We start from the raw sequence: 16,016 nt of genomic DNA, 5'->3' as shown, positions 1-16,016 counted from the left end.
TACGGAGTTGGTGGAGGCAACTCGCGGTGTCGGGAATGTCGCCGTTACGCGGTGGGGGAGGATCGATGCGGAAGAAGGCCCGGCGTACGGATTGAGCTTGTGGCAAGCATCTCCATGTTTGGGTCCTTCCGCATGCGTCTTACGCAACAACAATCATGATGTGCAACAGCGTGACGTATGCCACGCCGACTGTCAAGTAGTTACGGATGCCCGGCCGGAGCCTCGGAAATGTCTTGACACCGTGGCGCGTGAGGCGGCCGCGGCATGGCGGCTGATTGGGCTGCCGGGCGCTCTGGCGGCGACGTAAAAAAGTCGCCGGAATCCGTTCAGTACATGGGCAGCACGGAAGGGCCGACGACGGCATGGCGGGTGCCGTCGTCGGCCCTTCTCTGTGCGTTGTGCAACAAGCAGTGGCGCCGTCTAGGGCACCTTGACCGCTACGGCTCCTTCCTCAGCCGGAGCAGGGCCAGCCGGGGCAGCGTCCACAGCCGGGCCTGCGGACGGGTGGGCCGCCACCGCGGCGGCGTGCTCGGCCAGCACGCCCGTCTGGTGCCGGATCTTCAGCCGGTACAGCAGGGCCCCGCCGCCGGTCACTGCGGCGACAAAGAGGACCCCGCCCCATTGGAGGTACCACTCGAAGGGCGGCACCGAGTTGTAGATCTCCGGCCGGGGCCAGATCAGGTTCACGGTCATGGCACCACCCCACAGAACCGCGAGGATGTTCACCGGAAGCCCCCACTTGCCCATGCAGAACCCCGGCTCGGCGCCGTCGGCATCGGCCAGCGGCCACTTCTTCAGGAGCCGCTTGCGCAGCAGGGGAACCGTCACCAGCAGGTAGGACAAATAGATCAGGACGATGCTGATGCTGGACAGGATGGTGAAGATGGCCGGCTGCATCACGTTGATCAGCAGCGGGAGGACCGCCAGGATGCCGATGACAATGGCGGCCACGGTGGGGGTGCGGCGGACCGGGTCCACCTTGCTGAGCTGCCGGCTGAACGGCAGGTTGTTGTCCCGGGCCATGGCGAACATCATCCGGATCGCAGCCGCGTGGACGGCAAGGGTGCACACCACCACCGCCACCACGATGCAGGCCAGGAACGCCTTGCCGAACGGACCACCCAGGACGCTGAGCACGATGTGCTGCAACCCGCCGTCGGCCGCTCCCACCTTGGGATCGGTGAGGTCCGGGGCTGCAAGGATGCCGAACAGCAGGATCAGGCCGCCAAGGAGGAAGGACGCCGTGACCGCCCGGAGGATGGCCTTGGGTGCCGTCTTCTTGGGGTCTTTGGTCTCCTCGCCCAACGAGCTGGCGGTGTCGAAGCCGTACATGACGTAGCCGGAGGCCATGGCCCCGATCAGGAAGACACCGAAGAAGCCGAGGTCGTGCCCTTCGCCGAAGCCGGCCGTGTCGAAGAAGACTTCCGGGCCGCGCACCACGTGCCAGCCGAGGGCGAGGATCAGCAGCACCGCCGCCACCAGCTCCACGAAGACGCCGATGCTGTTGATCCGCGTCATGAGCTTCACACCGAAGGCGTTGATCAGGGTGGAGATAGTGATCATGATGGTGGCCAGCACCACGCCGTTCATGGCGAAGTCGTACGGGCCGGTACCGTCACCGACGAACTGGAAGCCGGACCAGAGCTGCGGCAGCGTGATCTGCAGTGCCAGCGCCACCGACCCCAGGGCCATGATGGACGAGAGCAGCAGCAGCCAGCCGGCCAGCCAGGACGACGTCCCGGACGCCAGCCGCTTGGCCCAGTTGTAGACCGAGCCGGCCACCGGATACCGGCCGGCAAGCTCGGCGAAGCACAGGGCCACCATCAGCTGGCCCACGAACACGATGGGCCAGGACCACGCGTAGGCGGGGCCGGCCATGGAAAAACCGAAATAGAACAGCTGGAAGACGCCGGTGAGGATGGAGATGTAGCTGACGCCTGCAGCGAAGCTGGCAAACTTGCCGATGCTCCGGTCCAGGGTCTGGGTATAGCCGAATTCGTCCATGCCGCTTGAATCAATACTCTTGCTGGGTTCCACTGTGGACTCCTAAATCAGAAAAGCACGATGGGATCGGCCGCCCTGGGGTGCGGCGGGATAAACGTTCTGAGGGGGCCGGCGCTGTTGGGAACGCCGCCCCCCTTCCTGCCGCTTAGGCGAAGGACGTGGTGAGCTCCTTCTCTTCCAGGGCGTCAGCTCCGGCATAGTCCGCCTTGATGAGATCGGCACAGCGCTCGCCGATCATCATCACCGTGATGTTCGGGTTGACCGTGACGTGCTCGGGCATGACGGACGCATCGGCGACCCGGAGTCCGGTGACCCCCTTGACCCGCAAGCGCGCATCCAAAGGTGACATGCCGTCGTCGTCCGCTCCCATCCGGACTGTGCCCACCGGGTGGTACACGGTGTTGTGGGTCTTGCGGATGTAGTCCTGCAGTTCCTCATCCGTCTGCGCCCCGACGCCCGGCGAGAGCTCCCGGCCGGTCCAGGCGGACATGGCGGGCTGGGCGGCGATCTCGCGCGCCTTGCGGATCCCGGCCACCATGACGCGCATGTCGTGGCCCTCGGGGTCGGTGAAGTACCGCGGATCCACCATGGGCTTGTCGCGGAAGTCGCGGCTGCGCAGCCGTACGGTGCCGCGGGAGCGGGCGTGGGTGACGTTCGGGGTGAGGCTGAAGCCGTTCTCCGTGGTGGGGTAGCCGTGGCGCAGCGTGTTCATGTCGAACGGAACCGAGCCGTAGTGCATCATCAGGTCGGGCCGGTCCAGGCCGTCCTCCGTGGGCGTGAAGATCCCGATCTCCCACCACTGGGTGGATGTCTGCACCATGGGCTGCTTCGCCTCGAACTGCACCACGCCCTCCGGATGGTCCTGCAGGTTTTCGCCCACGCCGGGGGAGTCCACCAGCACCTCGATGCCGTGCTGGGCCAGGTGTTCGGCCGGGCCGATGCCGGAGAGCATGAGCAGCTTGGGCGAATCAATGGCGCCGGTGGACAGGATGACTTCGTGCCGTGCGGTGAGCCGGTGGGTGCGGCCGAATGCGCCGTCCACCACCTCCACGCCGGTGCACCGCTTGTCCGCATCGAACACCAGTTGGCGGGCGCGGAGGCCGGTCAGCAGGGTGAAGTTGTCCCGCTCGATGATGGGGTGGATGTAGGACACCGAGCTGGAGGAGCGGGTGCCGTCCCCGCGCCGGTTGATCTGGAAGAAGTTGGCGCCGTTGACCACGGTGGTGCCGGTGTTGAACCTGGCGCGGGGAATGCCGGCCTCTTCGCAGGCGTCCAGGAGGGCGACGCCGGAAGGATCCGCCGGGGGCACGTTCATCAGGTGCACGGGGCCGGAGTCCCCGTGGTGGGGTGCGTCCGGACCGGCGTCCTGGTTGGTTTCCAGCCGCTTGTACAGCGGCCAGGCGTTGGCGGCGTTCCAGCCGGTGGCGCCGTACTTGGACTCCCATTCGTCCAGGTCCTCGCGCGGGGCCCAGAAGGCGATGCAGGAGTTGTGGCTGGAGCACCCGCCCATCACCTTGGCCCGCGCGTGCCGCATGAAGGAGTTGCCGTTCTCCTGCGGCTCGATGGGGTAGTCCCAGTCGTACCCGGATTCCAGCAGCTCCATCCAGCGGTCCAGCTGCAGGATCTCGGGGATGTTCCGGTCGTCCGGGCCGGCCTCCACCAGCGCAACGGACACGTCCGGATCCTCGCTCAGCCGTGCGGCCACGGCGGCGCCGGCTGACCCTCCGCCGATGACGACGTAGTCGAATCCGCGATCGCTGAGGTTCTCGATGTTGTCGATGTGCATCTAGTTCTCCTTGCTGTGGTCAGCGAACCAGCCGGTGATCTGGGGGCTGGTGTTCTGGTAGATGTGCTTGGCTTCCTGGTATTCGGCCAGGCCGGTGGGGCCGAGCTCGCGGCCGACGCCGGACTGGCCGAAGCCGCCCCACTCGGCCTGGGGGAGGTAGGGGTGGTAGTCGTTGATCCAGATGGTGCCGTGCCGGAGCCTGCCGGCCACCCGCTGGGCCTTGCCGGCGTCCTGGGTCCAGACGGCGCCGGCCAGGCCGTAGACGGTGTCGTTGGCGGTGGCCACGGCTTCGTCCTCGGTGCGGAACGTTTCCACGGTGACCACCGGGCCGAACGCCTCGTCGGTGACCACGGACATTCCCCGGGTGACGCGGTCCAGGACGGTGGGCTGGTAGTAGAAGCCGGCGTCGTACTTCTCGCCTGTGGGTTCCGCGCCGCCGGTGCGGAGCCGCGCGCCCTCCTCGACGCCGCGCTGGACGTAGGCGTTGACCTTGTCCCGGTGGGCGGCGGAGATCAGCGGCCCGGATTCGGCGTTCTCGTCGAAGGGCCCGCCCAGCCGGATGCCCTGCGCGCGACGGACCAGTTCGTCCACGAAACGTTCGGCGATGGATTCCTCCACCACCAGCCTGGCCCCGGCGGAGCAGACCTGGCCCGAGTGGACGAAGGCGCCGTTTAGCGCGTTGTCGACGGCGGCATCGAAGTCGGCGTCCGCGAACACCACGTTGGGGTTTTTGCCGCCGAGCTCCAGCGCCACTTTCTTGACGGTGCCTGCAGCGGCGGCGGCGATGCGCTTGCCGGTTTCCAGGCCGCCGGTGAAGGAGACCAGGTCGACGGCGGGGTGTTCCGAAAGGGGTGCGCCCGCCTCGGGGCCGGTCCCGGTGACGAGGTTGGCCACGCCGCCCGGCAGGCCGAGGTCGTGCAGCAGCTGCATGGCCAGGATGCTGGTGGAAGGGGTCAGTTCGGAGGGTTTCAGGACGAAGGTGCAGCCGGCGGCCAGGGCCGGGGCGATCTTCCAGGCTGCCTGCAGGAGCGGATAGTTCCAGGGCGTGATCAGGCCGCAGACGCCCACGGGTTCGTAGGCGATCCGGCTGACGACGGCGGGATCCCCGGCGTCCACCAAACGGCCGGCCTGCTGCCCGGCGAGCCTGCCGAAGTACTCGAAGCACGCGGCGATGTCATCCATGTCGATGCGGCTTTCCACCATCCGCTTGCCGGTGTCCAGCGATTCCGCGCGGGCGAACTTCTCGCGGCGCTCGCGGAGACCGGCGGCAACCTTGAGCAGGAAAGCGCCCCGTTCAGGGGCCGGGACGCCGGACCAGACGCCGGAGTCGAAGGCGGCACGGGCGGCTGAGATGGCACGCTCCGCGTCCGCCCGGCCGGCCTCGGACACCGTGGCGACCAGTTCGCCGTCGGCCGGATTGCGGATTTCACGGACGGCGCCGGACGCGGCGGCCTCCCACGAGCCGTTGATGAACAGGGTGCTTGTTGTATCTGTCATGTGTCTCCCTAAGTGGTAGGTCGCGGGCCGCGCCGGCGCTCGCCGGAGGGTGCGGCGGCCGTGCTGCGGGCACGGCGGAGCAGCGCCGGGTGGTGCGGCGGCTGTGCTGCGGAGGTGACTTGTGCGGTGCGCGGTGTCCGTGGTGCGGACAGCGCGCCGGGGTTTCGGGCCTGGGTTTCAGGCCGGCGGGGCTAGCGCGGAGCGGAGCGGAGGGTGAAGTGCCGGGCCCTGTCATCGAAAATCCGGGCTGGTGTGGCGTACGTCATAGAAGGACAGTAATGCATGTTGAACGAGTGTTCAATAGCAAGTTGAACACTCGTTCAAATATGACTCGGGGGTGAGGGTTTGTGGCGCTGCTGCCTAGCCGGCGTCCGGAACGGGCGCGAAGGCGATGTCCTCGGTGCGCTGGATGCTGCGCTTGATGGAGGCCTTGTCCACGCCCAGGAGGGAGGTCAGCCACATGCCGTTCTGGATAACCACGATGTCGGAGCCCCGTTCCCGGCACTCCTCCCAGCTAAGCCCGGGCCGGGCGTTGGACACGAGGGTGGCGAGGCCGTCGATGTAACGGTCGAAGGCGGCGGCATTGATCTCGGCGTAGCCTTCGTCGGCCTGGGCGAGGGCCCAGAGGTGGAGGCGCAGGGACAGGTATTTGGTGGTCAGGAGGTCCGCACCCGCCACCCGGCGCAGGGCCGTGCGCAGCTGTTCGTCGGGAGTTGAGTCCGGATCAGGTGTGACCAGCAGGAGGTCGTGCTCGTCGACGCGGTGGAGGGCTGCCCGGATCAGGCTGGTCTTGTCGTCGTAGTAATAGTTCACCAGGCCCAGGGCAACGCCGGCTTCACGGGCCACGGAGCGCATGCTCACGCCGGAGATCCCATGCCGGGACAGCAAGTCCAGGGCCGCTTCGAGGATGCGGGACTGCCTGTCGAGCTGCTCGCCGGAGTTCACGGTATTAGTCCCCATCTGGCCAGACTATTGCCAAACTTGCCGGCAGTGCACCTTCCCGGCCTGGCGGGACCAGACGGGTGACGCGAACGGCGCCTTGGTATCGCCGGATAAACCAGAATCCCCGCCCGGGCTGTGTTACCACTGCCCGGGCGGGGATTCATTCGTCGGCGGTCCGCTTATTTCTTGGGCAGGCCCGCCGGGTTCAGTTCGGACTTCGGGATTGCCTCGGAGGACAGGCCCCAGCGGTCCAGGATCTTGGCGTAGGTGCCGTCGTCGATCAGGTGGTTCAGGGCGCTCTGTGCGGCGACGGCCAGGCCGTTGCCCTTCTTGGTGGTGAAGGCGATCTCGGCCTTCAGCGGCCAACCGCCCTCCAGGGTGCCCACCTGCTTGGTCTTCCCATCCTTCGCCGCCTTGTAGGCAGCGCCGGCGTTGGGGCCGAAGGTCAGGTCCGCGCGGCCCGACTGGAGGGCCAGTCCGGAGGCGGAGTCGTCGTCGTAATACTGGAACTCCACCGGCTTGAGGCCGTTCTTCTTGTTCTCCTCGTCCCAGCGCACCAGGATGGCTTCCTGGTTGGTGCCGGAGCCCACGATGATGCGCTTGCCTGCCACGTCCTTGGCTTCCTTCACCTCGGTGATGTCCGAGTCGCTCTTGGCATAGAAGCCGAGCAGGTCGTTGCGGTAGGTGGCGAAGTCGAACTTCTCCTTGCGGGCCTCAGTCACTGTCACGTTGGAGAGGACTGCCTCGTATTTTGCCGACTCGATCCCCAGCGGCCAGTCCGCCCACGCGACCGGGAGGACCTCGACCTGAAGGCCGAGGGTCTCGCCCACGGCGTAGGCAATGTCCACCTCGCTGCCGATCAGGGTCTTGTTGTCGGAGGCGAACGTGCTCAGCGGTGCCGTGCCGCCGGTGGTTACCACGGTCAGCTTGCCATCTGCCTTGATGGCGTCAGGAACCTGCGCGGCCGCTGCCTGGTCCACGTCCACCTTGAAGCGGTTCTGTTCAGGGGTCAGGTTGAAAGTCTTGCCGGCTGCGGTGGCGGTAGCTTCCGACGTCGGCGCTGTCGCCGCCGTCGCGCCGGGATCGGCGCATGCGGCCAGGCCCAGCAGGGACACTGCCAGGGCCGCGATAAGGGCCGGTTTCGGCGTGGGGATGGCCATGGTTTCCTCCTTGGAGGTACGAAGTAGATGCGGCGGATGATGCGCGTTGCAGCAACTATCCGGGAGTGCCGCCGGCAGAATCAAAGGCCCCGAAACCGGGCGATACGGGGAGTAACCGCAGTTAACCGGGGGACCGCTGCGGTCACAATCCGGGTGCACCGAAGGAGGGGACCAGCTCTTGTGAGCTGGTCCCCTCCTTCAGTCAATCGGCGTCAGGCCGCCCGCCGCGGCCCCGGGAAGCCTGTCAGCCCAGAGCCTTGATGACTTCCTTTGCCACGTCCTCGCTGGATTGCGGGTTCTGGCCGGTGATGAGGTTGCCGTCTCGGACCACGTGCGAGGACCAGGCAGCGGCGTTATTGACGATCGCGCCCTTCTCCTTCAACGCATCCTCAACCAGCCAGGGCGTGTTTTCGCCGGTGCCGCCGTTCAGTTCCTCTTCGTTGCTGAAGACCGTCAGGCGCCGGCCCGCGAAAGTGAACGTCCCGGCGTCGTCCGTTGCGCTGAGCAGGCCCGCCGGGCCGTGGCAGAACGGGGCGATAACCTTGCCGTCCCTGTCCGCGGCCACCAGCAGGCGGCCCAGGTCCGCGTCCTTGAAAAGATCGGCCATCGGGCCGTGCCCGCCGGGCATCACCACGGCGTCGTAGGAAGCGATGCTGACGTCGGAGAGCACCAGCGGCTGAGACAGCTCTTCGCCGATCTTGGCCAGGTAGTCGCGGAAACCGTCAGCGCGTTCCTCGCCGCCGGCGGACTCCGGTGCCAGGCTGACCTGGTCCACGGTGGGCTTGGCGCCGCCGGGTGTGGCGATGTGGACTGTGTGTCCGGCGTCCACCAGGGTCTGGTGCGAAACCACCAGTTCCTCAGCCCAGAAGCCGGTGGGGTGTTCGCTGCCGTCCTTCATGGTGAGGGAATCGGCCGCTGAAACAACCATCAAAACGTTAGCCATGCTGTTCTCCTGCCTGTTGTGTTGCTGGGCGCTGCGTGGAAAGCCGCCGCTACTTGCCGGCAGCCTCCAGCCCAGCGTACGTGTCGTCGTCGAGCGTGATCCCCGCCGCTGCCATGTTCTCCTCGAGGTGGCTGACGGATCCGGTGCCGGGGATGGGCATCATGACGGGGGAACGGCGGAGCAGCCACGCCAGCGCCACCTGCGACGTCGTGGCACCAAACCGCTTGGCCGCTTCGTCCAGCGAACCCCCGGGCTGCGCCAGTTCGCCCGCGGAAATCGGGGCCCACGGAATGAAACCGATGCCGTTTTCCTCGGAGTAGCGCAGCACGTCCTCGGAGCTGCGGTCGGTCAGGTTGTAGCGGTTCTGGACCGTGGAAACCGTGAAGTGCTTGCCGGCGGCTTCCAGCTCGGCCACACTGACCTGCGACAGGCCCAGAGCCCGGACCTTGCCCTCGTCCTGGAGTTCACGCAGCACGCCGAACTGCTCCTCGGCGTCAACCTTGGGATCGATCCGGTGCAGCTGCAGCAGGTCGATGGTGTCCACCTTCAGCTTGCGAAGGCTCAGTTCCGTCTGCTGGCGCAGGTATTCGGGCCGGCCCACGGGAACCCATTTGTTGGGCCCGGTGCGGGTAAATCCCACCTTCGTGGCGATCCTCAGTCCGTCCTTGTAAGGGTGCAGGGCTTCGGCGATGATCTCCTCGCTGATGTTCGGGCCATAGGAATCTGCGGTGTCAATGAAGTCGACGCCGAGTTCGACGGCGCGGCGCACCACGGCCACGGCGGCGGCCCTGTCCGCGGGCTCGCCCCAGACGCCGTCGCCCACGATGCGCATGGCGCCGAAGCCGAGCCGCTGCACGGTTCCCAGGTCCTTGAGGTCGATGGTGGCGGACAGTTCCAGCTGGTTCGTTGTCTCTGAGCTCATAGGGGCGGCAACATCATCAGCCTGCTGGGTATTCCGCAGATCACAGAAATAAGCCGGGCGCCGCCATGGTTATGCCCTCTGTGCCTGCCGCGATTCCGGCGGGCGCGATGACGCAACGATATTCCGAACGCAACGCTCCGAAAGGCCGGCACCCGACGTGACCCTCCCGCTTTCCATCCTTGACCTGGCAACCATCGGCAAAGGCCAGACGCCGGCGGAAAGCTTCGCGGGCAGCGTGGCCATGGCGCAGAGCGCCGAGAAACTGGGCTACCGGCGGGTCTGGTACGCCGAGCACCACAACATGTCCTCCATCGCCTCGTCCGCCACCAGCGTGCTGATCGCCCACGTGGCCGCGCACACCGAGAGCATCCGGCTCGGCGCCGGCGGCGTGATGCTTCCCAACCACTCGCCGCTGACCATCGCCGAGCAGTTCGGCACCCTGGAAACACTGCACCCGGGCCGGATCGACCTGGGCCTCGGCCGTGCCCCGGGCAGCGACCAGAACACCATGAGGGCCCTTCGCCGCGACCCCATGTCCGCCGACAGTTTCCCGCAGGACGTCCTGGAACTGCAGGGCTACCTCACCGGACCTACCCGGATCCAGGGTGTGGAGGCGACCCCCGGCAAGGGCACCAACGTCCCGCTCTACATCCTGGGATCCTCCCTGTTCGGCGCCCGGCTCGCCGCCCAACTGGGCCTGCCATACGCCTTCGCCTCGCACTTTGCACCCAATGCGCTCAAGGACGCGGTGGCCGTCTACCGCCGCGAATTCAAACCCTCAGCGCAGCTGGACGCCCCGCACGTGATCGCCGGCGTCAACGTCATCGCCGCCGATTCCGCGTCCGAGGCGCAGGAGATGATGCAGGCCACCAAACGCGCCCGCGTGTCCCTGTTCTTCGGCGGCGGGACCCGGGAATTCACCGATGACGAGGCGGACATGATCCTCGACTCCCCGCAGGGCCAGCACGTCTCGCAGATGATGACCTATTCGGCGGTGGGCACGCCCGACGTCGTCCTGGATTACCTTGACGGGTTCGGCAGGCACGCTGACGCCGACGAACTCATCGTGGCCCACCAGAGCACCGGCACTGACGCCCGGCTGCGTTCCGTGCAACTGCTGGCCGAGGTGGCCGGACTGGCGCGCGTCTGAGCTTCCCGGTGCGGACTTTTACACATACGCAATGAAGGGGATATTCAGGAGAAACCGCCGGGGATGACCATGGGTAATGCTCCCCCGGGAATCCGCCAGGATCTTCGGGAGGGGCGCCAACCGGTAGTCCGCAGGTGACCCAGCGGCTGCAGTCCCGGCCTGGTTCTGCCTCGAAGGGGTTCCCTGATGCCCACGCCCTTGAACCAGAGCGTTGCGGATTCCGCCCTGCTCACCCGGTCCCTTCCGCTGGACGTGCTCCGGTCCTTCGTCCAGGCCGATGCGGCGGACAGCGGGCTGACCCCGGCCCTGCTGGACGAACTGAAAGTACTGGCCCGTGTTCCGGCGCTGCTGGTCGCCTGCAATTACGGCGGCACCCTTTGCGACGCCGAAGGCATCTCCACCGAGATCCTCCCGCTGGGCAGCGCCGCCATCGCCTTGCGGGCACTGGCCGCCCTGCCCAGCACGCACGCCGCAATCATCTCGGGCCGCTCCCTGAGGGACCTGGCGGCAGTGTCACGGCTCCCCGTGGAGGTCCACCTCATCGGTTCGCACGGCGCGGAGTCGGACATGGGCTTCGCGCACACCCAGACGCTTGCCACCGAATCGGTCCTGCAGAAGGTCAACGCTGCACTCAACGAGGCCGTAGGGTTCCAGAGCGGCGTGTGGATTGAACGCAAACCGGTAGCGGTCTCGGTCCACACCCGCCCGGCCCCGCCAGACGTCGTGGCGTCTGTGACCGAAACTGCCCGGGAGATAGCTCGCGCCCACGGACTCTTCTTCATTGTGGACGGCTCGGTGCTGGACCTGTCAGTGGTGGAACCGTCCAAGGGCGAGGCGCTGGAAACCCTCCGGTCCCGGCTTGGCGCCAGCGCGGCCATGTTCGCGGGCGACGCCGACAGCGACGAACTGGCCATCGCCACCCTCCGCGGCCCGGACCTGGGCCTGCGGGTGGGCGGGGGCAAAACCGCCGCGGCACACCGGGTCCGTGACCCCGAATCCTTCGCCCGCGTCCTTGCCCTGCTCTTCGAACTGCGGCGGGCCTGGCTGTTCGGCGAGGACGCCGTGGGCCTCGAACGGCACACCATGATCGGCAACGGCACCTCCACCGCACTGTTGACACCGGACGCCAAGGTCTGCTGGATGAGCCACCCGCTGCCGGATTCAGGATCGGTGTTCGCCCACATCCTGGGCGGTGACGCGGCCGGCCACTTCTCGGTGGAACCGGCAAAGGCGTCACAGGTGCTGGGCCAGCGCTACGTGGACAGCACCATGATCGTCGAAACCCGGTGGGCGGACGTCACAGTCACCGATTACCTTGAGCCTGCCCCGGACGGCATCACCAGTTTGGTCCGGGTACTGACCGGAACCGGCGCTGCCCGGATTACGTTCGCACCCCGGCCGGATTACGCCAACGCCCCGTTCGTCATGGAGGCCCGCGGCGACGAACTGCACGTGGTGGGCACGTCTGAACCGATCATCCTGTTCGCACCGGGCGTGACGTTCAGCATTACCTCTGACGGCAGGCACGGCACGGCCACGGCCTCGGTGAATCTCCAGTCCGGGCCAGTGGTGCTCAACCTGCGCTGCGGCGACACTGAACCCCGGCCCGCGGACCCGCAGGGCGAGACGGAACGCCGGGCGGAAGTGGCCCTTCACGCCCGCCAGTGGGTGCAAAAACTCTCCCTTCCATCAGTGAAACCCTCGCTGGTTCGGCGCTCGGCCCTGGTGCTCCGCGCCCTGGTCCACGAACCCACCGGCGCGGTCCTCGCCGCCCCCACCACCTCCTTGCCGGAGGGCATCGGAGGAACACGGAACTGGGACTACCGGTACTGCTGGCTGCGGGACGGGTCCATGACCGTCAACGCCCTGGCGGACCTGGGATCCACCGCAGAAGCCAGCGGTTTCCTCGCCTGGCTGGGGCGGATCCTTGAGCATGCGCCGGGCCCCGAGTGGCTGCATCCGCTGTACTCCGTCACCGGTGCGCCGCTGTCCACGGAAGCCGTGGTGGACAGCCTCCCGGGCTATGCCGGTTCCCGCCCGGTGAGAATCGGCAACGCGGCGGACCACCAGGTCCAGCTGGACGTCTTTGGCCCTGTTGCCGAGCTGATCCACACCCTGAGCCTGAAGGAGGGCACACTCGCCGACGGGCACTGGGAGCTGCTGGTCCAGATGGCCTCGGCGGTCCTGGCCCGCTGGCATGAACCGGACCACGGCATCTGGGAAGCCCGGCGCCCGGCACGCCACCACGTCTACTCCAAGGTGATGTGCTGGGTGACCCTGGACAGGGCACTGCGGACAGCTGACCGCCACGGCAGGGAACCTGACCCTGCCTGGGCCCCGATGGCCGCCACCATCCGGGACGAGGTCCTGCGGGAGGGCTGGGACGAATCGGCCAGGTCCTACACGGTGGCCTACGACAGCCCGGACCTCGACGCCGCCGTCCTGCATATCGGTCTTTCCGGCCTGCTGGATGTCACCGACCAGCGCTTCCTGGACACGGTTACCGCTGTGGAACGGGAACTGAGGGTGGGGCCCACGGTCTTCCGGTACCGGTATGACGACGGCCTGCCGGGCCTGGAGGGCGGCTTCCACATCTGCACCACCTGGCTGATCGAGGCTTACGTCGCCGTGGGCCGCATCGATGAAGCGTGGGATCTGTTCGACCAGTTGGTGAACCTCTTCGGGCCCACCGGGCTGCTGCCGGAGGAATACGACCCCGGCACCGAAACCCATCTGGGCAACCACCCGCAGGCGTATTCCCATCTGGGCTTCATCCGCTGTGCCCGCCTCCTGGATGCGCACCAGGCCGGACGGTAGGCAGCGTTCGTCCGGGGTACCTAGAGTGGAAGGACAAGGGATACAGAAACCGAATCGAGACTCATGAAGACCGCCCGCGCCCAAGGGGTGGGGTTCCGCTCGGAGCGCGGCCCCATCCTCATCGCCTTGATGCTTTCCACCGGACTGGTGGCTATCGACTCCACCATCGTGGCTACCGCCGTCCCGTCGATCGTCCGCGATGTTGGCGGGTTCTCGTCGTTCCCGTGGCTGTTCTCGGCGTACCTGCTGGCCCAGGCTGTCTCCGTGCCCATCTACGGCAAGCTGTCCGACATGGTGGGCCGTAAGCCGATCATCCTGACCGGCATCGGACTGTTCCTGTTGGGCTCCGTCCTCTGCGGCGTGGCCTGGAGCATGCCCTCCCTGATCGCCTTCCGCGCGCTGCAGGGGTTGGGTGCCGGTGCCGTGCTGCCGGTCAGCATCACCATTGCCGGCGACATCTACTCGCTGGAGGAGCGCGCCAAAGTCCAGGGGTACCTCGCCAGTGTGTGGGCCGTGTCCTCCGTGGTGGGGCCCAGCCTGGGCGGCGTCTTCTCGGCGCTGGGCATCTGGCGCGGAATCTTCCTGGTCAACATCCCGCTGTGCATCCTGGCCGGCTGGATGCTGGTGCGGACGCTGGACGAGAAGGTGGAACGCGCCAAACACACAGTGGATTACGCCGGAGCGGCTCTGATGGCAGGCTCTTTGGGCCTGCTGATCCTCGGTGCTTTGCAGGGCGGCGAGGCCTGGGCGTGGGATTCGCCGGTGAGCTTTACCGTCTTCGGCGTCGGCGCGGTGCTCCTGGTGGTCTTCATCCTGGTGGAACGGCGGGCAGCGGAACCCATCCTGCCGTCCTGGGTGGTGCAGCGGCGCCTGCTGGTGACCACTGCGCTCGCATCGTTCGGTGTTGGTGCGGTGATGATTGGCCTGACCTCCTACGTGCCCACTTTCCTCGAGGGTGCACTGTCCGTTTCACCGCTGGTCGCGGGCCTTGCCCTGGCTGCACTGACCCTCGGCTGGCCCCTCAGCGCATCACAGGCAGGCCGCCTGTATCTGCGGATCGGGTTCAAGGCCACCGGACTGATCGGCATCTCCATCACCGTGGCCGGCCTGCTCATCCTGGCGCTGACGGCCAGCACGCCCAACGTGGCGCTGATCGCGTCCTGCTGCTTCGTCGTGGGGCTCGGCCTCGGCCTGCTCGCAACGCCCACGCTGATCGCCGCGCAGTCCAGTGCGCGGTGGAACGAGCGTGGCGTGGTGACCAGCACCAACATGTTTGCCCGTTCCATTGGCAGCGCCCTGGGTGTGGCAGTGTTCGGGGCCGTGGCCAACGCCATCTACTCGGGCAACCCGGGCGGAGAGGGGAACGGCCAGGCTGTGGTGGCCGCCTCCAGCGCCGTTTTCCTGGCAGCCCTGGTGGCCGGGCTCCTGACCGTCCTGGCGGTATTGGCCATGCCCAAGACGAAGGCCGCCGGAACCGGGCAGGATGCTGCCTTGGGGCAGGATCAGGCCTCCGAACACGGCGCAGAGTCGAAACAGGATGCAACCGACGGCATGCACGAGGGCAACGACGACGGCGCGTCCGGCGCCGGGCCGGGCCGCGCCGAAGTGGAGGATTCCGGCCGCCGCGGCAGCTGATCCGGGCCAGCGAGCCCGGCAGCTTCAGCTAGCGGGAGGCGCTGAAGATAGCGGGGGCAGGGCGGGTGCCCGTGGCGAGGTCGGCAAGGATCCGGCCCACCACGGGAGTGAACTTGAACCCGTGCCCGGAGAACCCCGCGCCGATCACCACGGGCCCCATCCGGTCCAGGATGAAGTCCTCGTCCGGCGTGGTGGTGTAGGTGCAGCTGATGGCCTCGAAGGCGTCCGCGTCCACGCCGGGCAGCCAGGTCCTCGCGTAGGTTTGCAGGGCAGCGAGCTGCTGCGGCTCCGGCTCGAAGCTGCGCCGGTCTGGATCCACCACCGGGCCAACACCATGCCAGCCTGCCTTGATGCCCTCGCCGGGGGTGTGCATGCCGTAGACCGGGGAGTACCACCCCGCGTACTGTGACCCGCCGCCCGGGTAGTGGTTGAAGCCCGGCCACACCGCATCGGAATCGGTAATCCGGAAATGCGCGGGCTGTTCCTGCGTCACCCTGAGCTTCGGCGTCCGCAGGCGTCCGCCCACGGCAGCGCCCAGAAGCTTCTCCGTCCAGCCGCCGGCCGTCACCACAACCTGCGCAGCGGTGACCATCTCGGTGCCGGCAACCGATTCCAGCCCCAGCCGGACGCCGTCGTCCGCCACCTCGAAGGACACCACTTTGGTGTGGTGCCGGATGTCGGCGCCCCGGGCTGCGGCGAGGCGCTGGAATGCCGGCAGGGCTGCTTCCGGGTTGAGTTGGCCGCCGTCGGGCATGTACAGGACCTGCTGGTCGAACCGAATGCCGCGCCAGCGCTCGCCGGCTTCGTCCGGGTGCAGGAATTCGGCGCGCAGGCCGGCCTGGGCAAGTGCGGCCGCGGCGTCCGGCAGCATGGGCTCGGGCCCGTGCGTGACGATGCCGGTCCGTGCCAGGAGCGTCTGGCCGCTCTCCTGTTCCAGCTCGTTCCAGAGGTCCAGCGATTCGGCCACCATGGCGACGTACTCGGGCCGGTGGTAGCCGGGGTTGAAGTTCCGTGTGGTGCCGTGCGACGCCCCGATCGTGTGTCCCGGCCCGAACTGCTCCACCAGGGTCACCTGGCGTCCCCGCCGGGACAGCGCCCACGCCGCGGCGGAGCCCATGGCGCCGCCGCCGATCACCACGGTGTCAAGGGTTGTTGTCACA

At 67.4% G+C, this 16,016-nt stretch carries 11 protein-coding genes; 3 read left to right on the top strand and 8 right to left on the bottom strand.

Annotation, left to right across the window (positions count from 1 at the left end):
* Positions 1 to 420 precede the first annotated feature (420 nt).
* The 7 genes from ACHL_RS18475 to ACHL_RS18445 all read right to left on the bottom strand — a co-directional run bounded on the left by ACHL_RS18475 (position 421) and on the right by ACHL_RS18445 (position 9,254).
* Positions 421 to 2,004, bottom strand: coding sequence for an APC family permease (locus ACHL_RS18475; RefSeq protein WP_050767188.1), 1,584 nt, complete (start codon positions 2,002 to 2,004; stop codon positions 421 to 423).
* 145 nt (positions 2,005 to 2,149) lie between these two features.
* Positions 2,150 to 3,790, bottom strand: a complete 1,641-nt coding sequence (locus ACHL_RS18470; protein ID WP_015938836.1) for a GMC family oxidoreductase — start codon at positions 3,788 to 3,790, stop codon at positions 2,150 to 2,152.
* The gene (locus tag ACHL_RS18465) at positions 3,791 to 5,287 is read right to left on the bottom strand and encodes an aldehyde dehydrogenase family protein (RefSeq protein WP_015938835.1); all 1,497 of its coding nucleotides are present in this window, start codon (positions 5,285 to 5,287) and stop codon (positions 3,791 to 3,793) included.
* Between the two features lie 360 nt (positions 5,288 to 5,647).
* Positions 5,648 to 6,247, bottom strand: coding sequence for a TetR/AcrR family transcriptional regulator (locus tag ACHL_RS18460; protein WP_015938834.1), 600 nt, complete (start codon positions 6,245 to 6,247; stop codon positions 5,648 to 5,650).
* Positions 6,248 to 6,408: 161 nt separating this feature from the next.
* Positions 6,409 to 7,389, bottom strand: a complete 981-nt coding sequence (locus ACHL_RS18455) for an ABC transporter substrate-binding protein (protein ID WP_015938833.1) — start codon at positions 7,387 to 7,389, stop codon at positions 6,409 to 6,411.
* A 244-nt stretch (positions 7,390 to 7,633) separates the two neighbouring features.
* Complete coding sequence (locus ACHL_RS18450) at positions 7,634 to 8,332, bottom strand: type 1 glutamine amidotransferase domain-containing protein (RefSeq protein ID WP_015938832.1); 699 nt, start codon at positions 8,330 to 8,332, stop codon at positions 7,634 to 7,636.
* A 49-nt stretch (positions 8,333 to 8,381) separates the two neighbouring features.
* Positions 8,382 to 9,254 (bottom strand): aldo/keto reductase, encoded by an 873-nt coding sequence (locus ACHL_RS18445; RefSeq protein WP_015938831.1) that lies wholly within the window; start codon positions 9,252 to 9,254, stop codon positions 8,382 to 8,384.
* 157 nt (positions 9,255 to 9,411) lie between these two features.
* Here ACHL_RS18445 and ACHL_RS18440 point away from each other — a divergent pair, with 157 nt between their 5' ends.
* The 3 genes from ACHL_RS18440 to ACHL_RS18430 all read left to right on the top strand — a co-directional run bounded on the left by ACHL_RS18440 (position 9,412) and on the right by ACHL_RS18430 (position 14,856).
* Positions 9,412 to 10,404: an LLM class flavin-dependent oxidoreductase gene (locus ACHL_RS18440; RefSeq protein ID WP_015938830.1), complete on the top strand. Its 993-nt coding sequence runs from the start codon at positions 9,412 to 9,414 to the stop codon at positions 10,402 to 10,404.
* Between the two features lie 186 nt (positions 10,405 to 10,590).
* Entirely contained in the window at positions 10,591 to 13,221 is a 2,631-nt protein-coding gene (locus tag ACHL_RS18435) for a trehalase-like domain-containing protein (RefSeq protein ID WP_015938829.1), read from the top strand.
* A 63-nt stretch (positions 13,222 to 13,284) separates the two neighbouring features.
* Positions 13,285 to 14,856, top strand: a complete 1,572-nt coding sequence (locus ACHL_RS18430) for an MFS transporter (protein ID WP_015938828.1) — start codon at positions 13,285 to 13,287, stop codon at positions 14,854 to 14,856.
* A 28-nt stretch (positions 14,857 to 14,884) separates the two neighbouring features.
* Here the strand turns inward: ACHL_RS18430 and ACHL_RS18425 are convergent, their stop codons facing one another.
* Complete coding sequence (locus ACHL_RS18425; RefSeq protein WP_015938827.1) at positions 14,885 to 16,015, bottom strand: FAD-dependent oxidoreductase; 1,131 nt, start codon at positions 16,013 to 16,015, stop codon at positions 14,885 to 14,887.
* Between the last annotated feature and the right edge of the window lies 1 nt (position 16,016).

It is taken from the genome of Pseudarthrobacter chlorophenolicus A6 (assembly GCF_000022025.1).
In the GTDB taxonomy this organism is placed as follows: domain Bacteria; phylum Actinomycetota; class Actinomycetes; order Actinomycetales; family Micrococcaceae; genus Arthrobacter; species Arthrobacter chlorophenolicus.
This window is presented reverse-complemented; position numbering and strand designations above follow the sequence as displayed.